Consider the following 22,505-nt stretch of genomic DNA (forward strand, 5'->3'; position numbering starts at 1 on the left):
TCCGTCTCCACTTCAGCTTGGGAAGATGTCGCTATTGCCGCTCGGCCCGAACACGGTCGATGAAGGCATCCACCCCCATCGTACCAAGGTTCTCGCCACTGCGCGTACGCACGGCCACCGAGTCGGACTCGACTTCCTTATCTCCCACCACCAGGAGATAGGGGACCTTCTGCAACGTATGCTCGCGGATTTTAAAGCCGATCTTCTCGTTCCTCAAGTCCGACTTGACGCGCAGGCCGACTTTCTGCAATCGCTCCATCACCGACATGGCATGGTCGCGCTGCGCATCGGTGATGGTCATGACCACCACCTGTTGAGGTGCCAGCCACAGCGGCATGGCCCCGGCATAGTGCTCGATGAGGATACCGAGGAAGCGCTCGAAGGAACCGAGGATCGCCCGATGCAGCATCACCGGGGTCTTGCGGACACCGTCCTCGTCGACGAACTGTGCCCCCAGCCGGCCCGGCAGGTTGAAGTCAAGCTGCAGGGTGCCGCACTGCCAGACCCGGTTGAGGCAGTCGCGCAGCGAGAACTCGATCTTGGGCCCGTAGAAGGCGCCCTCGCCCGGCTGCAGCTCCCAGTCGAGACCGGTGGCGTCAAGCGCGGCCTCGAGACCGGCTTCGGCACGGTCCCAGAGCGCCGGCTCGCCCAGGAAGTCATCGTCGGGTCGGGTGGAGAGCTTGAGCTCCACGTCATCGAAGCCCAGCTCCCGGTAGACCTTCATGGTCAGGGCGATGAAGGCTTCGGCCTCGGACTGGATCTGCCCCTCGGTGCAGAAGATATGCGCATCGTCCTGGGTGAAGCCGCGCACCCGCATCAGGCCGTGCAGCGCACCGGAGGGCTCGTTGCGGTGGCAGCTGCCGAACTCGGCCAGGCGCAGTGGCAGATCACGGTAGCTCTTCAGCCCCTGGTTGAACACCTGGACGTGGCAAGGGCAGTTCATCGGCTTGACCGCGTAGTCGCGCTTCTCCGACTCGGTGGTGAACATCATGTCGCTGTAGTGCCCCCAGTGACCGGAAGCCTTCCACAGCGAGAGATCGACGATCTGCGGCGTCTTGATCTCCTGGTAGCCGTTCTCGACCTGAACCCGGCGCATGTACTGCTCCAGAGCCTGGTAGATGGTCCAGCCATTGGGGTGCCAGAAGACCATGCCCGGCGCCTCCTCCTGGAGGTGGAAGAGGTCCATCCGCTTGGCCAGCTTGCGATGGTCGCGCTTCTCGGCCTCCTCGAGCCGCTTGAGGTAGGCCTTGAGCTGCTTCTTGTCGGGCCAGGCCGTGCCGTAGATGCGCGTCAGCATCGGGTTCTCGGCATTGCCGCGCCAGTAGGCACCGGCCAGCTTGGTCAGCTTGAACGCCTTCAGGTGCCGGGTATTGGGCACGTGGGGCCCCCGGCACATGTCCACGTACTCCTCGTGGTGGTAGAGCCGGATGGTCTCTCCCTCAGGGATCCCGCGCACGATCTCCTGCTTGTAGGGCTCCTCGCGATGCAGAAAGGTCAGCATCGCCTGGTCACGGTCGACGTACTCGCGCACCACGTCGTACTCGTGGTCGATCAGCGCCTTCATGCGGGCCTCGATCGCCTCGAGGTCATCGGGGGTCACCGAACGCCCGAAGTCGACGTCATAGTAGAAGCCGTCCTCGATAACCGGGCCGATGGCCATCCTGGCCTCGGGATAGAGCTGCTTGACGGCATGGCCGATCAGGTGGGCGCAGGAGTGGCGGATGACCTCCAGGCCCTCCGGGTCGCGGGCGGTGAGGATCGCCACCTCGGCGTCACGGTCGATGACATCGGCGGCATCCACCTGGACACCGTCGATCTTGCCGGCTACGCAGGCCTTGGCGAGGCCGGGGCCGATGCTCTCGGCCAGCTGCATCACGGTGAGGGGAGCGTCGAAGGATCTCTGGCTGCCGTCGGGCAGGGTCACGATGGGCATGAAGGGTTCCTTGTGCGCAGTGGTGATCCATACCAGGGATCACGTGTCGCCAGCAGAATGGTCGTGGAAAAAACGACACCTAGCCTAGCAGAAGCGCCCCCTGCGGCGCCATGGGGGGCGCAGGAGGCGCAACACGAGAGAAGGCGCCCGCAGGCGCCTTCTCTCGTTCTGCCGTCGGCCCCGGGACGCGCCCGGGGCCATGGGCCGGATCAGGGCAGGATCACTCCCACTCGCCCAGCTCCACGCGACGGTTCTCGGCACGACCCGCATCGGTGTCGTTGGTCGCTACCGGCTGGGACTCGCCGTAACCGGTGGTCTGCATGCGGTCACGCGCGACGCCCTGGGTGGCCAGGTAGTCGGCCACGGAGTCGGCACGCTCCTGGGACAGCTGCTCGTTGTAGGCAGCACTGCCCACGGAGTCGGTGTGACCCTCGATGCGCACGCGAACGTTCTCGTTGGCGCGCAGCTTCTCGGCGACGTCGGCGAGGATCTGCTCGGCGCCCATGGTCAGGGTCGCGGAGTCGAACTCGAAGTTGACGTCACGCAGCACCAGGTCCTCTTCGCAGCCCAGGGCATTGACCTCGGCACCGGCCGGGGTTCCCGGGCACTGGTCCTGGTAGTCCGGCACGCCATCGTTGTCGGAGTCCAGCGGACACCCCACGGCATCCACGGCCACGCCGGCCGGGGTGCCCGGGCACTCATCATTGGCATCGATGACGCCGTCGCCGTCGGTATCGCGCGGCGCCGGTTCTGCCGGTGCCGGCGAGGTATCGGCACACAGCATGGCACCGATGGTGGCACCCGCGGTGGCTCCGATGGCCGCCCCCTGGTCCTCGTCGGACTCGCCACTGGTGCCGTAGCCGATGCCGCCGCCGATCAGGCCGCCGGCCAGGCCGCAGACGGTCGGGTGCTGGTACCAGGCGCGATCGGACGAGGCAGAGGCGCCATCACCGGATTGGGAAGCGGAGCTGGCACAGCCGGACAGGCCGACCACCAGCGCGGAACCGAGCAACAAGCCAGTCGTGGATTTTTTCATGTAAGACTCCTTCTTCTTGACGTCATCCCGGGTGGCAGGCAAATGCCGATATCACCCGGTGTTCCGAGGAATGACCCAGGGGAAGCGGTCCCCGACCCGCTTCCTGCACTTACCAAGAAAGCACGTAAGTGCCGTCTCGGCCAGTCCGGTCCTTCGATGGCCGTGGCCTCCAGCCATATATCAGCCATCTACGTGACCCGACAAGCTTGCAGGAGAGACCGGGAGGATGCAATCGAAGGATGGTGCGCCACCGCACAAAGGAACGGCGCGTGACGGTCGCGACACCTGGCCTGCAGCACTCAGTGCAGGCTGCCCGGCCAGCCCCGACGGAACTCCATCACCGCCGCTGCCGCCTTGAGCACCGGCTCCCGGAACTCCTCCTCCACGGCCAGTCGCTCACGGTCCTCGCGGACGCGGTCGCGGGGGCTGAGCGCCTGGCGGGCGGAGTGGGTATGCAGATGGCGGGTGCGCTGATGCACCTCGTCGAAGGCGCGGAAATCGGGGCGCTCGGTCAGCCGCTGGTCGAGGATCTCCAGCAGCACCTTGCAGCGCCAGCTACCCTCGGTGATATCGACCTGCTCCTGGACCAGCGCCGAGGCGACCATCCCGAGGTTCTCCAGGCAGTTCTGATGGGCGCGCTGCAGTTCCTCCTCGCGGAAGGCCTTGCGCCGCCGAACCTCCTTCCAGAGGGTGAAGGCGTAGGCCCCGAGGCCGGCGATGATGGCCAGTGCCAGGCCAAGAAGCGTCAGTGCCAGGGTAGAGGTCATGGGCGTATCCCAGTCGGTTCAGTGCATGTACAAATATTATACACGATCAGGTTGCCTCCCTAAATCAACAGCGGTGCCCACTGAGACCGGGAAGAAGGCGCCGTGTTGCACACCGGGCCCTGCACGACGCCTGCAATCTGCGTATTATCCCCTCCCCTCCCACCCCGGCAAGGAGCGATGATGTCCACCCGCGACGCCTCTCACGAGCCCCCTTCGGCGCCTCCCCTCTCCGCGCGCATCGGCCTGTGGCTGGGCCCCCTCTGGGTGCTGATGACCCTGGTACTGCCCGCCCCGGCCGGCATGGCCGAACCGGCCTGGGCCTGCGTGGGGCTCGCCCTGCTGATGGCCACCTGGTGGTCCACCGAAGCGATCCCGATCCCCGCCACCTCGCTGCTGCCGCTGGCCCTGGTGCCGGCACTGGGGATCGGCAGCATGAGCGAGACGGCCGCCAGCTATGCCAACCCGATCATCTACCTGTTCCTCGGCGGCTTCCTGCTCGGCATCGCCATGCAGCGCTGGAACCTGCATAGGCGCATCGCCCTTCACGTGCTGCGCCTGGTCGGCCACAAGCCGCGCCAGCAGATCGGCGGTTTCATGCTGGCCACGGGCTTTCTCAGCATGTGGGTGTCCAACACGGCCACGGCCATCATGATGCTGCCGATCGGCATGTCGGTGGTCAGCCTGCTGGACAGCAGCGACCCGGAGGAACTGCGCCGCTACGCCACGGCACTGCTGCTGGCCATCGCCTACTCCGCCAGCATCGGCGGCGTGGCCACCCTGATCGGCACGCCGCCGAATGCCCTGCTGGCCGGCTACCTGGCCGAGGACCGCGGCATCGACATCGGCTTTGCCCAGTGGATGATGATCGGCCTCCCCATCAGTGTCGCCATGATGGTCAGTGCCTGGTGGTGGCTGACCCGCCGCGGTTTCGCCCTGGACGCCGGCGAGGACAGTGCCGGCATGGTCCGCGACGAGCTGGCCAAGCTCGGTCGGACCAGCCCCGCCGAGCGACGGGTGGGCCTCGTCTTCCTGCTCGCCGCGGTGACCTGGATGCTGCGTCCGCTGCTCAATAACGCCGGGCTCGACTGGCTCTCCGACACGGGCATCGCCATCATCGCCGGCATTGCGCTGTTCCTGGTGCCGGCCGGCCGCGCGCCCGGGGTGCGCCTGATGGACTGGGAGTCGGCGCGCGAGCTGCCCTGGGGCATCCTGCTGCTGTTCGGTGGTGGCCTGGCCCTGGCCGGCTCCATCAGCCGCTCGGGCCTGGCGGAGTGGATCGCCCAGCAGCTCGGGGTGTTCGGCACCTTCCCGCTGCTGGCGATGGTCGGCGTGGTGGTGCTGGTGATCATCTTCCTCACCGAGGTGACCTCCAATACCGCCACCGCCGCCGCCTTCCTGCCGCTGCTCGGCGCCCTCGCCCTGTCGCTGGACATCTCGCCACTGCTGATCACGGTGCCGGCCGCCATTGCCGCCAGCTGCGCCTTCATGATGCCGGTGGCCACGCCGCCCAACGCGATCGTCTTCGCCACCGGCCACATGAAGATCCAGTCGATGATCCGCGCGGGCTTCGTGCTCAACCTGATCAGCACGGTGCTGGTGACTCTGATGGCCTACTTCCTGATCATCACGCTCTGGTAGGCGAACCTCGGTGCCCGGAACGTGACGAGCCCGGCCATCCGGCCGGGCTCGTTGCCTCGAGGAACGCCCTCCTGCCGTCCCGGCAAGGCTTCAGGCGGCCAGCATCCAGGCGGCGCCGTAGTGGTCCAGCAGCAGCACGCCGAAGACACCGAGGATGTAGCGGATGGAGAACCAGAAGGCCGCCAGGGGGGCCTGGCGGTCATGGCCACGCCAGACCCGCCAGTTCCACACCATGAAGCGCAGGTTGAGCGCCGTCACCCCCACCAGGTAGAGCACACCGCTCATGCCGATGGTGAAGGGCAGCAGGGTCACCGCCACGGTCAGCCAGCCATAGAGCCACACCTGCAACCGGGTGAAGGCCTCGCCATGGGTGACCGGCAGCATCGGCACTCCGGCACGGGCATACTCGTCACGCTTGTGGATCGCCAGCGCCCAGAAGTGCGGCGGCGTCCAGGCGAAGATGATCAGCATCAGCAGCAGCGGCTCGGGGCCCAGCTGCCCGGTGACCGCGGTCCAGCCCAGCAGCGGCGGCGCAGCCCCCGCCACCCCGCCGATGACGATGTTCTGCGGCGTGGCATGCTTGAGGAAGGCGGTATAGATGAGGGCATAGCCGATCAGCGAGCCCAGGGTCAGCCAGGCCGTCAGCAGGTTCACCTGCCAGGCCAGCAGCCCGATGCCACAGGCCGAGAGCAGGGTCGCCCAGGCCAGGGCCAGCGGCGTGGGCATGCGCTGGGTCGCCAGCGGGCGGCGGGCGGTGCGCAGCATCAGCGCATCCAGCCGACGGTCGACCACGTGGTTGAAGGCCGCGGCACCACCGGCGGCCAGGCCGATGCCGACCAGGCCGAAGATCACCGCCCCGGGATCCGGCAGCGGCGCGGCCAGCAGCATGCCGACCAGGGTGCAGACCAGCATCACCGCCACGACCCGGGGCTTGCACAGCGTGTAGAGGTCTCGCCAGCCCCAGCCAGCGAGATGGCCGACCGTCCCACGCTCCATCATGACTTCAGACATGCGCCAACTCCTCCTTCGTTGCAGTATCCCGGGCACCCATCGGTTCGAGGGTCGTCGACCAGCGCCAGTGCCACAGGGCCAGGGTCATGGCCATGACCAGCAGCACGGCCCCCGCGGTATGCAGCAGGGCCAGCCACAGGGGCAGCCAGGCCAGCACGTTGGCAATGCCCACCACCACCTGGGCACCATAGGCCCCGCCCAGCAAGGCCAGCCAGGGGCGCATCTCCGCTGTTCGCCGATGGCGCCAGGCAAGCAGCAGCAGGCTCAGGCCCAGGGCAAGGGCGCCGAGCCGGTGCCCGACCTGGATGGCACTGCGCGCCTCGGCATGCAACTGGCCGTGCAGGTAGTTGGGTCCCACCGTCTGGGTCAGGTGGAAGCCCTCGCTCCAGTCCAACGCCGGCCACCACTGGCCGTTGCAGGTGGGAAAGCCCTGGCAGGCGATCCCGGCATAGTTGCTCGAGGTCCAGCCACCCAGTGCCAGCTGCGCCACCAGCAGGAGCATGGCGAGCCCCCACAGCGGCGTCAGACGCCGGCGTGGGCTGTAAGCGGCCGCGCCGGACGAGAAACGGCGCAGGCGCAGATGCAGCCACAGGAACAGCACTATCACCGTCAGGCCACCCAGCAGGTGCAGGGTGACCACCTGCGGCCAAAGCTTGAGGGTCACCGTGAAGGCACCGAATGCGCCCTGCAGCAGGATCATCGCCAGCAGGGCCAGGCTGATGGCCCAGGGATAGCCCGCTTCCCGACGCCACCGCGCGCCCAGGCCCACCAGGGCGATGACCACGAGCCCGAGGGCCGAGGCCAGGTAGCGGTGCACCATCTCCACCCAGGCCTTGGCAGACTCCAGGGGCACCTCGGGGGAGTGCGCCAGCGCCCGTTCGGCATCCGGCACCACCAGAGCCCCGTAGCACCCCGGCCAGTCGGGACACCCAAGGCCAGCATCCACCAGCCGCGTCCAGGCCCCCACCAGCACCACCACGGCGGTGAAGACGACCCCTGCCAGGCTCAATGCCACCAGCCATCGACGGCGGGTCGCATCGCCGGTGGCCAACGCGCTACTGGCCATCTGCGCCACCTCCTACCACGCTCGAGGCCTGGTCGAACCGTGCCATGGGGGGCTCGGGGTTCATGCGCAGCAGGCGTCGCAGGTCGTCGAGCACATCGGCAGTCGCGACATCCGGGGCATAGCCGAGCACCGGGCGGCCCTCGGGGTCGAGGATCCAGAGGCGATGGGGAGCGCGCCAGCCGGCTTCTCCGGTCCAGCGTGCCACGACTGCGCCGGGAAGCGGCTCGCCGCCACCGCCGATGCGCAGGCGACTGACCCGGTCGGCCTCGCGCCCCAGGGCGCGGTGCAGTCGCCACCAGCGGTCGGCATTGTCGTCACACGCCTCCGGGCAGTCGAAGGCCAGCAGCCAGTCGCCCTCCCCCTGCTTCTCCACGGACGACAACGGCCATTGCGACAGGAGGGGCAACGAAGGCTGCAGCTCGCCATGGGCCGTGCGCCCCTCGGGGATGCCGATGCGCCACTCCACCATGCCCCAGGCCACGGCCACCGGCAGGGCGAAGATCGCGAAGAAGGCCAACAGCTTGAGGCGCTGGCGTCCGGCGTGGGTCATCGTGGGGTCTCCTTGCTCGGAATGGACGTCGGGTCGAGGCGGCGAGCCTGGCGGCGGGCGCCCACCAGCATGACCACCAGGGCGGCCAGGGCCAGCCCCCACCACTGCAGGGCATAGCCCAGATGGCGTTCCGGCGGCACCACGCTGGGCTGCCACCAGGATTCCAGATGGCCCGGCCCCTGCTCGAGGTGCAGCCAGCCGGGGTGCGCGAATGCCGATTCCAGGTTCCAGGCCGAGAGGTCGATGCGCTGCAGGCGGGTGCCCTCCCGGTTGGGGCCGAACAGCGGTGCCGCCTCGCCGGCCGTCTGCCAGCGGCCTTCCAGGGTCACCGTGCCCTCGGGCGTCTCCACCGAGGGGGCCGCCCGGCTGGGGCCGGTCGGCAGGAAGCCGCGCTGGACCAGCCACAGCCTGCCCTGGCCGTCACGAAACGGGGTCAGGGGCGCCACGCCGAGGCGCCCCTCATGGGTGCGATTGTCGAGGAACAGCGTCTCCTCGGCGAGGTATTCGCCCTCCAGGACCAGCTGCGCACCTTCGGGCGGAGCCGACGCCGGCGACTCGATTCGCGGCGCGGCGGCCAGGCGGGCCAGGTAGTCGCGCTTGTCCGCAGCACGCTCCCACTGCCATAGTCCCAGGGCGAGGCCCAGCACCACCAGGCAGGACCAGAACCCCCACCAGCCCATCCGACGTGTCGCTGAGGGGCCGCGATGCGCGCCGGAGGTCGATCCTCTACGGGAGCCGTGAATGTTACTCAAGATATCGATTGCCCTTGTCTTCCTGGCCATGGTGACCAGCCTGGCCGTGGGTGCCGGCTTCCTGGTCCGGGACGGCAGCCGCTCACGGCGGGTGCTGATTTCCCTCAAGGTCCGGGTGGCCCTGGCCACCCTGCTGCTCGCCCTGCTGGGCTACGGCTTCTATTTCGGCGACCTCGGCCTCTAGCCTCAGAACACATAGACGAAGATGAACAGCCCGATCCAGACCACGTCGACGAAGTGCCAGTACCAGGCCGCCGCCTCGAAGCCGAAGTGGTCGTCGGCCGTGAAGTGCCCGCGGAATACCCGTACCAGCATCACCGCCAGGATGATGGTGCCGATGATCACGTGCAGCCCGTGGAAGCCGGTGAGCAGGAAGAAGGTGGCGCCATAGATGCCCGCCTGCAGGGTGATCCCGTAGTGGGCATAGGCCTCGTAGTACTCCACCCCCTGGATGGTGATGAAACAGAGCCCCAGCAGCACGGTCACCGAGAGCCAGAAGCGGGCACTGTCGCGGAACCCTTCCTTGATGCCCTCGTGGGCGATGGTCAAGGTGATGCTGGAGGAGACCAGGATCAGCGTATTGACCAGCGGCAGGTGCCAGGGACTGAAGGTCTCCTGCGGCCCCTCGATGGAGGCATCCGGCGGGTTGAGCAGCGGCCAGCTGGCGGTGAAGTCCGGCCACAGCAGGGCCGCCACCCCCTTGGCGCCCTCGCCGTCGAGCCAGGGCAGCGCAAAGGTGCGCACGTAGAAGAGCGCGCCGAAGAAGGCGGCGAAGAACATCACCTCCGAGAAGATGAACCAGCCCATCCCCCAGCGGAAGGAGCGGTCCATCTGGTCGTCGTAGAGACCGCCCCGGGACTCGAGGACGACATCGCGGAACCACAGCGCCATCACCGCCAGCACCCCGACCAGGCCGAGCGCCATGACCGGCATGCCGGCCGTGCCATGCACCAGCACCGTGCCGGTGCCGATCATCATCGCCCCCAGCGCCAGCGACGCCAGGATGGGCCACTTGCTGGACTCGGGAACGTAGTAGCTGCCACCACTCATGCGCTGTCTCCTTCTTTGATCGGCCCATGGGGCGATACTGCCGCCTGTGCCGGCTGCACGGGATAGAGGGTGTAGACCAGGGTCACCGTCTTGATGTCGGCCGGCAGGTCCCGGGTCAGCTGGAAGACCAGCGGCGCTTCAAGCCGCTCGCCGCCCTCCAGGCGCTGCTCCTGGAAGCAGAAGCAGCTGAGCTTGCGCAGGTGCACCGAGGCCTCCGAGGGGGAGACGCTGGGCACTGCCCTCGCCCGGCTGGCATCGCCCCCCCGGTTGCGGAAGGTGAAGGACACCTCGTTGCTCTGTCCCGGGTGGACCCGGACCTGGCGCGTCTGCACGTCGAGCTCCCAGGGCAGCCCGGCGCTCGCCCGGGTGATGAACTGCACCGTCACCATCCGCGAGGTGTCGACCTCCTCATGGACCAGCATCTGGGCGCTGTTGCTGGTCTTGCCGTTGAGGCCGGTGACCTCGCAGAAGACGTCATAGAGCGGCACCAGCGCGAAGGCGAAGGCGAACATGCCGGCCAGCACCACCAGGGTGCGGGTCACGGTCCGGCGCACCCCTTCACGCCCTGTTGCCTGTTCGTCATGGCTGGCCATGCCTGCCTCCCGCGTCGCTGCCGACGCTGCTCAGTGCTGCCGATGGGGATGGAAGTCCGGGGGCGTCTCGAAGGTATGCAGCGGCGCCGGGCTCGGCACGCTCCACTCCAGATCCTCGGCGCCCTCCCAGGCCTTGGCCGGGGCCTTCTCGCCACCGCGCACGCACTTGATGATCACCAGCACGAAGAGCAGCTGGGAGGCACCGAACAGGAAGGCGCCCAGGCTCGAGGCGACGTTGAAGTCGGCGAACTGCAGCGCATAGTCGGGGATGCGCCGCGGCATGCCGGCGAGCCCCGAGAAGTGCATCGGGAAGAAGGTCAGGTTCACACCGATCACCGACAGCCAGAAGTGCCACTGGGAGAGCCGCAGGTGCGGATAGTGGCCGGTCCACTTGGGCAGCCAGTAGTAGGCGCCGGCCAGGATCGCGAACAGCGCGCCGGGCACCAGCACGTAGTGGAAGTGGGCCACCACGAAGTAGGTGTCGTGATACTGGAAGTCGGCCGGCGAGATGGCCAGCATCAGCCCCGAGAACCCCCCCACGGTGAACTGCACCACGAAGGCCAGGGCAAACAGCATCGGCGGCTCGAAGCTGATCGAGCCACGAAACATCGTCGCCACCCAGTTGAAGACCTTCACCCCGGTGGGCACCGCGATCAGCATGGTGGTGTACATGAAGAACAGCTCCGCCACCAGCGGCAGCCCGACCACGAACATGTGGTGGGCCCAGACCAGGAAGGAGAGGATGGCGATCGCTGCCGTGGCATAGACCATGGAGGCATAGCCGAACAGCCGCTTGCGGGAGAAGGTCGGAATGATCGCCGAGACGATGCCGAAGGCCGGCAGGATCATGATGTAGACCTCGGGATGCCCGAAGAACCAGAACAGGTGCTGGAACAGCACCGGGTCACCGCCGCCGGCCGCGTTGAAGAAGCTGGTGCCGAAGTTGATATCCATCAGCATCATGGTGATCACCCCGGCCAGCACCGGCATCACCGCGATCAGCAGGAAGGCGGTGATCAGCCAGGTCCAGACGAACAGCGGCATGTCCATCATGCGCATCCCCGGCGCACGCAGGTTGAGGATGGTGGCGATGATGTTGATGGCGCCGAGGATCGAGCTGATCCCGGCGATATGCAGCGAGAGGATGAAGAAGGTGGTGGACGGTGGCGCGTAGGTGGTGGAGAGCGGCGCGTAGAAGGTCCAGCCGAAGTTGGGCCCGCCCCCAGGCATCAGCAGGGTGCTGAGCAGCAGGGTGAAGGCCACCGGCAGCAGCCAGAAGCTGAAGTTGTTCAGGCGCGGCAGGGCCATGTCCGGGGCACCGATCTGCAGCGGCACCATCCAGTTCGCCAGCCCCACGAAGGCCGGCATGATCGCGCCGAACACCATGATCAGGCCGTGCATGGTGGTCATCTGGTTGAAGAACTCGGGCTGTACCAGCTGCAGGCCGGGCTGGAACAGCTCGGCTCGCACCACCAGGGCGAAGATCCCGCCGATGAAGAACATGGTCAGCGAGAAGATCAGGTAGAGGCTACCGATCTCCTTGTGGTTGGTGGTCAGCAGCCAGCGCATCAGCCCGCGGGGCCGGGCATGGCCGGCCTCGGCCATGCCGCCGGCAGTGGCCGTGCTGTGCTCGGGGGTCGGCTTGGGGGGCAGTGTCGAAGCCATCGGAAATCTCCCTGTGACGTCGCGGTAGAGAAACGGAAAGCCGTCGGCTACTCGTCTTGCTCGAGCAGCTCGGCGATTTCCGACGGTTGCACGCTGTCGCCGGACTCGTTGCCCCAGGCATTGCGTTCGTAGGTAACCACGGCAGCGATCTCCACCGCATTGAGGGTGTTGCGGAAGGCCGGCATGGCGGACCCGGACACACCGTCGATCACGGTGCTGATATGGCGCTCCGGCTCGTCCAACAGCGCCTGGTTGCCCGCCAGCGCCGGGAAGGCCGGCGGGTTGCCGGTGCCATCCGGCTGGTGACAGGAGGCACACACCGAGCCGTAGACCTGCTCGCCACGCTCCATCAGCTCGTCCATCCCCCACTCGCGATCGACGCCCTGGGCCTCCTGGGCGGCGGCCTCCTTGCGCTCGACCAGCCACTCGTCGAAGCGCTCCTGCTCGACGGCCTCGACCACCACCGGCATGAAGGCATGGTCCTTGCCACACAGCTCGGCGCACTGGCCGCGATAGATCCCGGGCTCCTCGATGCGCACCCAGTTCTCGTTGACGAAGCCGGGAATGGCATCCTGCTTGACCGCCAGGTCGGGCACCCACCAGGAGTGGATGACGTCATCGGAGGTCAGCAGCAGTCGCACCTTCTGTCCCACCGGCAACACCAGCGGTTCGTCCACCTCGAGAAGGTAGTGTTCGCCCTTCTCGTCGGCGCCACTGATCTGCTCGCGGGGCGTCCCAAGGTTGGAGGTGAAGGCAACCTCCTCGCCCAGGTACTCGTAGCGCCAGCGCCATTGCTGGCCGGTGACCATGATGTCGAGATCGGCCTCGGAAGTGTCATACATGTTCTTGAGGGTCGCGGTGGCAGGCACCGCCATGCCCACCAGGATCAGCAGCGGGATCGCCGTCCAGATCACTTCCACGCTGGTGTGCTCGTGGAAGGTGGCGGCCTTGGCGCCGCGGGAATGGCGGTAGCGGAACAGCGAGTAGAACATCGCACCGAAGACGATGACCCCGATGACCACGCAGATCCAGAAGATGATCATGTGCAGGGAGTAGATGTCACGGCTGACCGCCGTGACGCCAACCGGCATGTTCCAGCCATTGGCCAGCGCAATCGGGGTCAGGGCTGCGGAGGCCAGCCCCCCCGCCATCCACACGAGCAACGTGCGCATCGGCGCCTCCTCAGGGTCATTGTTGTATTAGCGAGCGCTTGCAGCAGTATAGAAGAGTGCGACGGTTCGTCACGGCTGCCATCCAGGGCCAGGTAAACGGGCTCGTCAACGCTGCTGCTCAGCGCGCGGCCAGCACCGCCACGAGTGCCACCAGCACCACGAACACCACTCCCATGAGCAGCCCCGCCGCGATGAAGGTGCCCGGGCGGTTGGACGCGAAATCCTCGCGCCGCCGGGCATCCTTCTGCACCCCCAGGAAGGCCGCCAGCACCGACTTGATCGCTTGCCACATCCCGTTTCTCCTCAATCAACAGCTGACGGACTCCCCACCACCCTAGACCATGCCGACAGCGGCGACCCGTGGAGACATTCCACGCCAGGCGTCACAGCCGACGAATTCCTCTTCGCTGCAACGCACAAAACCGCAATCATCTTCTACACTCAAGATGAGAGCCGCCCTTGACCCGAGATCCCGCCAGGCGCCTGAAGGAGACCGACCATGACCAAGCAGAAAGACACCACGGCAAACCCTGCCCTGGCCGCCGCCCAGCCGATGATGGAGTGGTGGCAGAAACAGTTCAGCCAGGGGGCCACGCCCATGGCGCGCATGCAACTGGCCTGGATGCAGAGCATGGCCGACGCCATGCAGTTTGAGGCCGAGTTCCTCCAGTCTCTCGCCGAAAGCGGCCAGAAGATCGCCCAGTCCTTCAACGGGGAGATCCCGCAGAGCCCGGCCGAGATGCAGGAGCGTTACCAGCAGCTCATCAAGGAGGTCAGCGAAGCCCAGATGGAACGGATGCAGAAGGCTGCAGAGCTCTCCCATGACTTCCGCAAGCGCATCTGGGAAGAGATCTGAGCCCTCCTCGATGACCGCCGGGGGCATCGCCCCGAGAGTCGCGCAAGGAGGAGAACGGCACGGCGGGGTCACCCCTGCCGTGCCGTACTCTTGGTGGGGAAGATGGAGTGGCCATCGCCGCGAGGCGTGAGCTCAGCAGATCTCTTCCCAGAGACGCTGACGAAACTCCTTGGGCAAGCGGGCCACCCTGCCGACCCGTGCAGCATGGGCATCGGCCACCTCCTTCGCAGCGTCCTGGCAGCAACTGCCCAGAACGGGAGGGTTCTGGAGTGCTCGCTGGTCGGCGAGGCAGCTCACCACCCTGCTGCCGGCCATGGTGCAGACGGACAGGAATTCGGCCTCCAACTGGAAAGCCTCGACCAGCGAGGCCATCCAGGCCTGCTGCAGCCGGATCATCGGATGGGTCGCGTCCATCCAGTGGTGAAGCCACCAGTCGCAGACCGGCAAGGAGGCCTCAACCGTCGACATCGGCGACGGACCGTGACCAACGGACGGTGCCGGAACGGAGACGACCGAGGCGGGCACGACTTGCTCGGCCACGATGTGTCTAGCGGTTGACATCTTGATGTCCCTCGAGAAGGGCGTAGTGGTGCAACCGAGAAGTGTAGTACCGGCACGCCTCGCCCGGTCAGACGATTTTGGCACGTGGTTATCCTGCAAAGCCTTGTCTCGAAGGCGCTTGGGAACCTGGCTCAGCCGAAGCCGAAGAGACGGGTGATCAGCGGCAGCAGGAAGGCGGTCAGCAGGCCCGTCAGTCCCATGGCCAGACCGGAAAAGGCACCGGCCACGACGCCCAGTCGAGCGAAGGCGTGGGCAGTGCCGAAGCCATGGGCCGCGAGACCGAGGGTGAAGCCCTGCACCACCGGGTCCTTGATGCGCAGCAGGCGGAAGATCCAGGGCCCCAGGGCGCAGCCGATCGAGCCAGTCAACAGTACCAGGCCGGCGGCGAGCGACGGAATCCCGCCGATCTGCTCGGCGATGCCCATGGCGATCGGCGAGGTGACGGAGCGCGGCGCCAGGGACAGCAGCGTCTCGGTGCGCGCGCCGAGCAGCATGGCCAAGCCCAGGGTGGAAGCCACCGCCGTGAAGATTCCCGCCCCACAGGCCAGCAGCAGCGGCCACAGCAGGCGCCGGACCCGTTCGCGATGGTCATACAGGGGGATCGCCAGGGCCACCGTGGCCGGCCCCAGCAGGAAATGGATGAACTGGGCTCCCTCGAAGTAGGTGCGATAGTCCATGTCCACCAGCAGCAGCAGGGCGATCAGCATGACGATGGAGAGCGTGACCGGGTGCAGCAACGGGGTACCGCCCACGGCGCGGTTGATCCGCACCGCCAGGGCAAAGACCAGCAGGGTCGCCAGCAGCGAGAGCAGCGGATTCCCCGAGAGGTAGACCCACAGCTGGTCGAAGGTGGCGATGTTCATGCCTTGCCTCCCGGCCCGCCGTTGCGCCGGGCATGACCATGCTGCAGGCGCTCCAGTACCCAGGCCGTCACGCCCAGGGTCACCGCCGTGGAAGCCACCAGGGTCACCACGATCGGCCAGAGGTCGGCGGCTATCAACTCGAAGTGCACCATCAACCCCACCCCGGCGGGCACGAACAGCAGCGTCAGGTAGCGCAGCAGCCCCTCTCCCGTCAGGCGCAGGCTCGAGGGCACCTTGCCGCGGATCATCAAGGCCACCAGCAGGATCACCATGCCGATCACCGGCCCCGGAATCGGCAGCGTGAGCCCCCGCGCCACCAGTTCGCCGGCAAACTGGCAGGCCAGCAGCATGCTCATTCCCATGATCAACGGCATCTTCGCCCTCCTCTCTGCAGCTGTTCTCGTGGCTGACAGTGTGACAGAAGCGGCGGGATCCGGGGCCTCGTCGAGACATCCGGCCAAGCAATTGATAAGGAAGCGCAAAAGGGACTTTTCATTTGCCCTGCGACGCGCTAGTATACGCCTCGTTCTCGGGGGCCAGGAACCACAGGCCAGGTAGCCCGAAAACGGTATCGGAGCGTGGCGCAGCTTGGTAGCGCGTTGCAATGGGGTTGCAAAGGTCGCAGGTTCGAATCCTGTCGCTCCGACCAGAAACATCAGTAAAAACGGTCACTTAGCTCACAGAGCAGGTGGCCGTTTTTCGTTGCGTCCCGCTCTAGGTGACATATAGGTGACACGCGTCGGAAACAGCCAGCAACGCTGAGCACCCTCTCCTACCCGTCCAGTCGCTCGCCCTCGCGATCTTCTCCCCGTCGCCAGCTCTACGGCTGCCCGCGAACACTTCACCCCACCTACCCACAAAACCGAAACATCTCCACTGTACTCCCCTCCTCCTTGGTTGACTTGGGGGCTAAGCCCCAAGGCAAGGCAACAGCCAACCACGAGACCCTAGCAGCCAGCAGTGCAACCTCTTCAGGCCCCAACGCCTGGCCTGCCGCTACGGCGAGCTGGTCGCCGATATCCTGGTCAACCGCCTGCTGCACACCGCCCTGCGGATGGTGATCTGGCTCTGCACTCCCCCTGCTCGCCCAGCAGTTCCACGCCCTACGCATGCGTTTCGGCAACGTCGGCACGCTGGCACTCCTCGAGCGGGGACCCACGGCCGACCGGCTCAACTGGACGCAGAGCCGCTACGCCCCACTGATGACGCTGGCTCACCCCTTCCTGTACGACCCGAGTCTGGATGCACGTTGGGAGCGCCAGCAGGCCTTCAGCCTGCGATTCGCCATGAACCGCCTCTTCGAACGCTACACCGCTACCCGCCTGCGCCACCCCCCTGGCACGCCGCCACGGGCTCAAGCTGATGGAACAGGGCCCACGGCGCTATCTGGGGCACGAGGCGAGCGGACGCGGCCGTCTGCTGATGCGTCCGGATATCACCCTGCTGGACGAAACCCGGCGAACGGTGGTCATCCTGAACACCACCACGAGGAAGCGCATCGAAGGGCCCGACCCGCTGGCGGCGCTATTCGCAGCGGATCTCTACCAGATGACAGCCTATGCTCATGCCTAAGACTGTGACTCGGTTGCCCTGCTCTACCCCGAACAGGCGCATCTGCGGGCCGGGCAACGCCATACTATGACACTGGCAGACCCGCAGACACCCAAGTTGACCCTTAGCGGTGTCCCTCTGAATGGGCAGGGAATCCGCGAAGACTTGCTGCGTGAAAATAACAAGACAAAGCAAAATGGTCTTGTGGCAGATGGTGTGGCGATCAGTCCATTTCGATGAATTTGAGACATCAGACAGTCTGGCAACCCGCGATGGCCGGCGCCTCCTGGACAAGTGCTTCATCTTCAAGGGCCGCCACCATGAAGCGGGCGAAATCCACCCTGCGGGTGAGGTTGCTTGCGAGGATGGGATCACCGACATGCCGGCTCCACACCGGAAGACCCTGGCTATCGCCTTCCTCGAGATCGCTTCCTCGGACTACGGTCCATCGGGTATCGCTTTCGAACACGCGCCGGCAGGCTTCCACCTGGTCATCTAGGTCCGCGAAACGGGTCAGGCGCGCCAGCCATCCGAAGACCTTCACGAAGGTCTTGAGCTTCCAGGAGTAGACGTCCTGGCCATCGCGGGAGATGTGCCAGCCACAGGAAAACACGAGGCGTGCCCCCGGCTTCGCGTGGTCGAGCACGGCCTGTGCCGTTCCTGTCGCGAACTGCTTAACGCCCCAAGGGACCAGCACCGTCAGCACGCCGTCGCAGCCTGCGACCGCCTGCTTGATCACTTCCGGGTCGTTCGTCGCGCCGGGAACGATCGTGATGCGACCCTTGAGGGCCCCGAGCTTGCCAACGCTCTGCGGGCGGCACACGCCAACCACCTCGTAACCCCGATCAAGAGCATGCTGCACCATGTACTGCCCCAGCTTCCCGGAAGCCCCTACGATGCACACCTTGTTCATCGTCATCCTCTCGCATTGTCCGGTGGTAGGCTCACGAGCTCGCCGTGCGCACGTATCAGAAAGTGCGGCCCACACCCTGTTCATGCCGACGGGTCCCCGACAGCCTGCGCAAGTTCTCTCATCCCAACATACCGCCTGAAACGGCGACGCCCAGAAAATCACGTTCATCACCGCGGCAATGGCCAGGTCGTAGAGTGCGCTCCAGTAGCAGGCCGTGATCCGCGGCGCGCCGCCCACTGCCCGAGCCACACCGAGCCGAGTACGATCATAGCGCCGCCGGCCTGCAGCGGGCTCAGCCTCTGGTCCAGCAGCATCCAGCCGAGCGCCACGGCGGTCAGCGGACTCATCATTCCGAGCATCGAGACCGCCGCCGGCTCGATGCGGGCGACGCCACGAAACCACAGAAAATAGGTCAGGGCGGCGCCAATCAGCCCGAGGTAGCCAAGGCCCACAAGATTGGTCGTTGTCAGGGCGGGCAGCACGGGTTCGCCGAACCAGGCCAGCGGCGCCAGCAGCAGGCCACCGGCAGTCAGCTGCCAGGCGGTGAAGGTCAACGGCGATACCGGTGGCTGCCACTTGCGGCTGAGCACGGTACCGGCCGACATCGAGAGAGCACCTCCGAGACCGGCCGCCAGGCCGAGCGGGTCCAGCTCGGCGGCGGGAGTGAGCACCAGCAGGGCGACCCCGCCGGCACCGGCCAGTGCCGCCATGACTGACAGCGTCATGATCGGCGTGCCCAGCAGGCCGCGAGCCAGCAGCACCACCCACAGCGCCTGCAGCGAGCCAAGGGTGGCGGCCACGCCGCCCGGTAGCCGATAAGCCGCCACGAACAGCAACGTCCAGAAGATCGCGAAATTGAAGGCGCCGAGCAACAGCAACCTGCCCCACCAGGCGCGCCCCGGCAGCCGGCGGACCAGCAACAGCAACAACAGGCCGGCAGGCAGGGCACGGAGCACGGCCAGGGTGACCGGATAGCCCGCGGGCAAGAGCTCGCTGGTGACAATGTAGGTGCTGCCCCAGACGGCGGGCGCCAGGGCAGTGAGCAGCAGGTTGGTCAAGCGGTTCATGGCGATGCCTCGCATCGGCAAGGGCACCGGGCTCGCCCGGCGCAGGAGATCAGGAGGTGAGCTCGTTGGCGACGAGCCGCAGGTTGTCGCGTAGCTGCGCGCGCAGGCTGTCCAAGGGCCCATTGACCAGCCGTTGTCCCGTCTCGCGCACGATCACCGTGGGCACCACGCTGACCCGCAGCCGCCGGGCCAGTCGCTGATTGGCCTGGACGGCCTCGAGGGTCGCCGGGTCCTCCATCAGCCGCCAGAAGGCAGAGGTGCCAAACCCGGCTTCTTGGGCGATCGCCCTGAGCACCCTGGGATCCGCGACGTTGTGGGCCTCGCTGAGGTGCGCGGCCTGGATGGCATCGAACATCTGCCAGTGCCCTGCCTGGCCGGCCAGGGATTGCGCGGCCTGGCAGGCCAGTGCCCCGGGCAAGCCATGGGGATAGTCGAAGGGAGCCGAGCGCATGCCTTCGATGTTGAAACGCTGGGGTGCCTCACTGGCTTCCTGGCAGGCCGCCCAGTGGTCGAGGATCGTCGCCTTGGCCTGTGCCATGGAGCCGAAGACTTCCACCATGCGCGCGGGGCTGTCCTGCAGGACGAAGGTACGATGGCGGATGTGCAGCTCGAACTCCTCGGCCAGACGATGCAGCCGCGGCGACAGGTTGAAGCACCAGCCGCAAACGACATCGTGGAAGAAGTCGAGGTTGAGTGAGGGAGGCGAGAGAGTCATCAGGCGCTCACCTCCTCGGTAGACTGTGAGGCAAATGACGAGATGTCTCGGCCAGCGGCCAGGCGCGCAGCAATCTCGGCCACGTGGCGTCCTTGGAAGCGGGCGCCAGCCAGTTCCGTATCGCTTGGCTGGCGCGAACCGTCCCCGCCAGCCACGGTGCCGGCGCCATAGGGTGAGCCGCCGACGACCTCGTCGTGTCGCATCTGGCCCGAGAAGGTGTAGGGCAGCCCGGCGATCAGCATGCCGAAATGCAGAAGGGGCACCTGGGTGGAGAGCACCGCCGCCTCATGGCCGCCATGCTGCGAGCCGGTGGAGGTAAAGACGGCACCCACCTTGCCGACCAGAGAATTGCGTGCCCATAGCCCGCCGGCCTGATCGATGAACTGTTTCATCTGCGCGGCCATGTTGCCGAAGCGCGTCGGCGTGCCAAGGATGATGGCGTCGTAGTCGGGCAGGTCCTCGACCTTGGCCTCCGGGGTGTCGTCGGCGACATGGCCTGCCGCCTTGCGCACCGCCAGCGGTGCCGTCTCGGGTACACGACGGATGTCGACTTTTACGCCAGGGACGCTGCGCGCGCCCTCGGCTTCTGCCTCGGCAAGGGTGCGGATATGGCCATAGCTTGAGTAGTAGAGAACGAGAACGCGGGTCATGGTGAGCCTCTCTGTTTCGGTGGGGTGACGAAACAGAGCATGAAGCAGCATGAATGCGAGAATAAGCGGGAAAGGGAAAAGACATTCTTTACTCATGGTAAAGAATATCAGGAGACGCGGGCTTCGGTGTCGGGGGTCAGCTCCCCAGCCGTTCCTTGAGATGGTCAAGGAAAGCCAGGGTCTTGGCATCGGTGCCCAGCCGCGAGGCGGTGACGGCATAGACCTGCCGGGTCGGCAGCTCGAACGCCGGGAGCACCCGCACCAGCTGGCCGGCCCCCTCGGCCCGATCGGAGATGAAGTCCGGCAGGGCACCGATGCCCCGACCGGCGATCAGCATATCCCGCAGCATCAGGCTGCTGCCGACCTCCAGGCGCGCGGGGCAAGCCACCGAAACCGCGCCGTCAGGCCCATGCAGCGACCAGTGGCTTACATCATCGGCCAGCAGGTAGCTCACCGCTTCGTGGGTGGCGAGTTCCTCCGGCATCTGCGGAGTGCCGTGGGCTGCCAGGTAAGCCGGGCTGGCGAACAGCCGCTGATGCACCGGCGCGATGCGGCGGGCGATCAGGCTAGAGTCCGGCAGGGTGGCGCGCACCCGGATCGACAGATCGAAGCCCCCCTCGACCATGTCGATCACACGGTCCTCGAGGGCCAGCGACACCTCAACCTCGGGGTAGCGCTCCATGAAACCGGGCAAAAGCGGCGAGAGCACCATCAGGCCGAAGGACTGGGGCGCATTGATACGCAGCCGCCCCCGCACGCGGTCGGTATGCTCGCGAACCCTTTCCTCGACCTGCTCGACCTCCTCGAGCAGACGGCGACTTTCCTCGTAGTAGAGGCGGCCCTGCTCGGTCAGTGCCATCCGGCGGGTGGTACGGGTGAGCAAGGTGCAACCCAGGTGCTGCTCCAGGCGCTTGGTGTCGCGACTCAACAGTCCCGGCGATACGCCGAGATCCTCCGCCGCCCTGGAGAAGCTGCCACGTTCCACGATGCGGCAGAAGGCCCTCATGACCGCCAATCTGTCCAAGGTATGACTCCGTGCATCCTGCGAGGAAGGGAGGGGCGACTTGCTACTCAAAGCAGGTGTGGCCGGCGGCTTCGGTCCAATGGTTACGCAAATCATGCGTCATGCCCGCCCCTTATCCTTGGGTTCAGTGGGCTTGAAGGTGATGCTCTGCCGATGTTTCCCGCTCGAGAAGGACAACCGCCGTCCTGGTTATACCAGTCATCTTTGGCCGCAAGCCAGTGAATGAGTGCCGCGGGATGCAAGCCAAGCGATCGTCCAGGAGCCGTACCACCCCGCAACGCTGTCGCCGACACGCCGCCGCTTCGCGGCGAATCGCGCTGCAAGCAGCAGGCCCACGAACCTAGCAGCGGCACGCAATGGGTGAAGCTCCAAGATCCTAAGGGCACCGAGACGCGCGGGCTCCTCGAACGAACCGCCTTGGGCGATGTATGGGGCGTCGGCCGGCGTCTGGTCGAGCGGCCGACCCTGCAGAGCATCGAGACTGCCAGGGATCTCCGCCAGGCCGACCCCAAGGCTATCCGCCGGCGTTACTCCGTTACCCTCGAGCGAACTTTGCGCGAGCTCCAAGGCACGCCCTGCATCGAGCTCAATGATGTGCGCAACAGGGCCTGGCCGCCATCTACCGGCGCGGGTACCGATTCATGAAAGCCGGAGTGATGCTGCTGGACCTCGTCAATGCCAACCCGCAGCAGCGCTCGCTGCTGGATACCCCACAGCGCCAAGCCGAATGCGAACGTAGCGAACGCCTGATGGCCACCCTGGACGAGCTCAAGGAGAAGATGGGGCGTGGAACCGTGAAGCTGGGGTACGCCCAGCAAGAACGCCACTTGGCACCTGCGCTGGGCTCACCGCACTCCCCGCTGGACGACGAACTGGGTCGAGTTACCGAAAGCTGCCACCTGACACAACATAAGACAGATCTAAAATAAAGCGCGGGCTTGCCGATCAGACACTCTGATTAGCGAAGAAGCTTCCCGCAGATCGAGTGATAGGTATGACCTTCCATCGTGATGCGATGGAAGAAACAGCCTCTTGCCGACTGACAAAGGGCTTTCATGATGAGAGCCGAAAA

At 66.3% G+C, this 22,505-nt stretch carries 25 protein-coding genes, 1 tRNA gene and 1 pseudogene; 7 read left to right on the forward strand and 20 right to left on the reverse strand.

What is annotated here, in order from left to right; genetic code table 11:
• Positions 1-31: 31 nt before the first annotated feature.
• The 3 genes from thrS to DFP85_RS17840 all read right to left on the reverse strand — a co-directional run bounded on the left by thrS (position 32) and on the right by DFP85_RS17840 (position 3,736).
• Positions 32-1,933: a threonine--tRNA ligase gene (gene thrS, locus DFP85_RS17830; protein WP_133637766.1), complete on the reverse strand. Its 1,902-nt coding sequence runs from the start codon at positions 1,931-1,933 to the stop codon at positions 32-34.
• A 220-nt stretch (positions 1,934-2,153) separates the two neighbouring features.
• Complete coding sequence (locus DFP85_RS17835) at positions 2,154-2,969, reverse strand: OmpA family protein (protein WP_133637767.1); 816 nt, start codon at positions 2,967-2,969, stop codon at positions 2,154-2,156.
• Positions 2,970-3,268: 299 nt separating this feature from the next.
• Complete coding sequence (locus DFP85_RS17840) at positions 3,269-3,736, reverse strand: DUF2489 domain-containing protein (RefSeq protein ID WP_133637768.1); 468 nt, start codon at positions 3,734-3,736, stop codon at positions 3,269-3,271.
• 180 nt (positions 3,737-3,916) lie between these two features.
• Here DFP85_RS17840 and DFP85_RS17845 point away from each other — a divergent pair, with 180 nt between their 5' ends.
• Complete coding sequence (locus DFP85_RS17845) at positions 3,917-5,374, forward strand: SLC13 family permease (RefSeq protein ID WP_133637769.1); 1,458 nt, start codon at positions 3,917-3,919, stop codon at positions 5,372-5,374.
• Positions 5,375-5,464: 90 nt separating this feature from the next.
• On the opposite strand, the gene cyoE is transcribed toward DFP85_RS17845, so the two are convergent.
• The 4 genes from cyoE to DFP85_RS17865 are packed head-to-tail and all read right to left on the reverse strand — an operon-like array spanning position 5,465 to position 8,681.
• Complete coding sequence (gene cyoE / locus DFP85_RS17850; RefSeq protein WP_133637770.1) at positions 5,465-6,385, reverse strand: heme o synthase; 921 nt, start codon at positions 6,383-6,385, stop codon at positions 5,465-5,467.
• Positions 6,378-7,451 carry a COX15/CtaA family protein gene (locus DFP85_RS17855; protein ID WP_133637771.1) on the reverse strand — a complete coding sequence of 358 codons (1,074 nt, stop codon included), beginning with the start codon at positions 7,449-7,451 and terminating at the stop codon, positions 6,378-6,380. The genes cyoE and DFP85_RS17855 overlap by 8 nt, the downstream gene beginning before the upstream one ends.
• On the reverse strand, positions 7,441-8,001 hold the full coding sequence (locus tag DFP85_RS17860; protein ID WP_133637772.1) for a hypothetical protein: 561 nt from the start codon (positions 7,999-8,001) through the stop codon (positions 7,441-7,443). Before DFP85_RS17860 ends, DFP85_RS17855 begins: the two co-directional genes overlap by 11 nt.
• Positions 7,998-8,681: an SURF1 family protein gene (locus DFP85_RS17865; RefSeq protein WP_133637773.1), complete on the reverse strand. Its 684-nt coding sequence runs from the start codon at positions 8,679-8,681 to the stop codon at positions 7,998-8,000. Before DFP85_RS17865 ends, DFP85_RS17860 begins: the two co-directional genes overlap by 4 nt.
• Positions 8,682-8,742: 61 nt before the next feature.
• Between DFP85_RS17865 and DFP85_RS17870 the strand changes: the two genes are divergently transcribed.
• Positions 8,743-8,937 (forward strand): DUF2909 family protein, encoded by a 195-nt coding sequence (locus DFP85_RS17870; RefSeq protein WP_106230975.1) that lies wholly within the window; start codon positions 8,743-8,745, stop codon positions 8,935-8,937.
• Positions 8,938-8,939: 2 nt separating this feature from the next.
• Here the strand turns inward: DFP85_RS17870 and DFP85_RS17875 are convergent, their stop codons facing one another.
• The 5 genes from DFP85_RS17875 to DFP85_RS17895 all read right to left on the reverse strand — a co-directional run bounded on the left by DFP85_RS17875 (position 8,940) and on the right by DFP85_RS17895 (position 13,525).
• Entirely contained in the window at positions 8,940-9,803 is an 864-nt protein-coding gene (locus DFP85_RS17875; protein ID WP_133637774.1) for a cytochrome c oxidase subunit 3, read from the reverse strand.
• Positions 9,800-10,396, reverse strand: coding sequence for a cytochrome c oxidase assembly protein (locus DFP85_RS17880; RefSeq protein WP_133637775.1), 597 nt, complete (start codon positions 10,394-10,396; stop codon positions 9,800-9,802). Before DFP85_RS17880 ends, DFP85_RS17875 begins: the two co-directional genes overlap by 4 nt.
• Before the next feature lie 30 nt (positions 10,397-10,426).
• Positions 10,427-12,061 (reverse strand): cytochrome c oxidase subunit I, encoded by a 1,635-nt coding sequence (ctaD, locus tag DFP85_RS17885; protein WP_133637776.1) that lies wholly within the window; start codon positions 12,059-12,061, stop codon positions 10,427-10,429.
• A 47-nt stretch (positions 12,062-12,108) separates the two neighbouring features.
• The gene (gene coxB / locus DFP85_RS17890; RefSeq protein ID WP_133637777.1) at positions 12,109-13,233 is read right to left on the reverse strand and encodes a cytochrome c oxidase subunit II; all 1,125 of its coding nucleotides are present in this window, start codon (positions 13,231-13,233) and stop codon (positions 12,109-12,111) included.
• Positions 13,234-13,351: 118 nt separating this feature from the next.
• Positions 13,352-13,525, reverse strand: coding sequence for a DUF2970 domain-containing protein (locus DFP85_RS17895; protein WP_106230980.1), 174 nt, complete (start codon positions 13,523-13,525; stop codon positions 13,352-13,354).
• Positions 13,526-13,732: 207 nt separating this feature from the next.
• Between DFP85_RS17895 and DFP85_RS17900 the strand changes: the two genes are divergently transcribed.
• Positions 13,733-14,089, forward strand: a complete 357-nt coding sequence (locus DFP85_RS17900) for a hypothetical protein (protein ID WP_133637778.1) — start codon at positions 13,733-13,735, stop codon at positions 14,087-14,089.
• 132 nt (positions 14,090-14,221) lie between these two features.
• On the opposite strand, the gene DFP85_RS17905 is transcribed toward DFP85_RS17900, so the two are convergent.
• The 3 genes from DFP85_RS17905 to DFP85_RS17915 form a co-directional block, all read right to left on the reverse strand.
• Positions 14,222-14,650 (reverse strand): hypothetical protein, encoded by a 429-nt coding sequence (locus tag DFP85_RS17905; protein WP_133637779.1) that lies wholly within the window; start codon positions 14,648-14,650, stop codon positions 14,222-14,224.
• Between the two features lie 131 nt (positions 14,651-14,781).
• Positions 14,782-15,513, reverse strand: coding sequence for an LrgB family protein (locus tag DFP85_RS17910; RefSeq protein ID WP_133637780.1), 732 nt, complete (start codon positions 15,511-15,513; stop codon positions 14,782-14,784).
• Positions 15,510-15,887: a CidA/LrgA family protein gene (locus DFP85_RS17915; protein WP_133637781.1), complete on the reverse strand. Its 378-nt coding sequence runs from the start codon at positions 15,885-15,887 to the stop codon at positions 15,510-15,512. Before DFP85_RS17915 ends, DFP85_RS17910 begins: the two co-directional genes overlap by 4 nt.
• A gap of 198 nt (positions 15,888-16,085) precedes the next feature.
• Between DFP85_RS17915 and DFP85_RS17920 the strand changes: the two genes are divergently transcribed.
• The 3 genes and pseudogenes from DFP85_RS17920 (at position 16,086) to DFP85_RS17925 (ending at position 17,085) form a co-directional block, all read left to right on the forward strand.
• Positions 16,086-16,162, forward strand: a tRNA-Pro gene (locus DFP85_RS17920).
• A gap of 553 nt (positions 16,163-16,715) precedes the next feature.
• Positions 16,716-16,811: pseudogene (locus tag DFP85_RS19305) on the forward strand (hypothetical protein); the annotation flags it as partial.
• Between the two features lie 64 nt (positions 16,812-16,875).
• Entirely contained in the window at positions 16,876-17,085 is a 210-nt protein-coding gene (locus DFP85_RS17925) for a hypothetical protein (protein ID WP_133637782.1), read from the forward strand.
• Between the two features lie 229 nt (positions 17,086-17,314).
• Here the strand turns inward: DFP85_RS17925 and DFP85_RS17930 are convergent, their stop codons facing one another.
• The 5 genes from DFP85_RS17930 to DFP85_RS17950 form a co-directional block, all read right to left on the reverse strand.
• Positions 17,315-17,983, reverse strand: coding sequence for an NAD(P)-dependent oxidoreductase (locus tag DFP85_RS17930; RefSeq protein ID WP_208108545.1), 669 nt, complete (start codon positions 17,981-17,983; stop codon positions 17,315-17,317).
• A gap of 161 nt (positions 17,984-18,144) precedes the next feature.
• On the reverse strand, positions 18,145-19,044 hold the full coding sequence (locus tag DFP85_RS17935; RefSeq protein WP_133637783.1) for an EamA family transporter: 900 nt from the start codon (positions 19,042-19,044) through the stop codon (positions 18,145-18,147).
• Positions 19,045-19,093: 49 nt separating this feature from the next.
• Positions 19,094-19,759 carry a DsbA family oxidoreductase gene (locus DFP85_RS17940; RefSeq protein WP_133637784.1) on the reverse strand — a complete coding sequence of 222 codons (666 nt, stop codon included), beginning with the start codon at positions 19,757-19,759 and terminating at the stop codon, positions 19,094-19,096.
• Entirely contained in the window at positions 19,759-20,409 is a 651-nt protein-coding gene (gene wrbA, locus DFP85_RS17945) for an NAD(P)H:quinone oxidoreductase (RefSeq protein WP_133637785.1), read from the reverse strand. Before wrbA ends, DFP85_RS17940 begins: the two co-directional genes overlap by 1 nt.
• A gap of 136 nt (positions 20,410-20,545) precedes the next feature.
• Positions 20,546-21,415, reverse strand: coding sequence for a LysR family transcriptional regulator (locus DFP85_RS17950; protein WP_133637786.1), 870 nt, complete (start codon positions 21,413-21,415; stop codon positions 20,546-20,548).
• A 674-nt stretch (positions 21,416-22,089) separates the two neighbouring features.
• On the opposite strand from DFP85_RS17950, the gene DFP85_RS19310 reads away from it, so the two are divergent.
• Positions 22,090-22,362 carry a DUF4113 domain-containing protein gene (locus tag DFP85_RS19310; RefSeq protein ID WP_424955101.1) on the forward strand — a complete coding sequence of 91 codons (273 nt, stop codon included), beginning with the start codon at positions 22,090-22,092 and terminating at the stop codon, positions 22,360-22,362.
• The last annotated feature ends 143 nt before the right edge of the window (positions 22,363-22,505 follow it).

Source organism: Halomonas ventosae, from assembly GCF_004363555.1.
Taxonomy (GTDB): Bacteria; Pseudomonadota; Gammaproteobacteria; order Pseudomonadales; family Halomonadaceae; genus Halomonas; species Halomonas ventosae.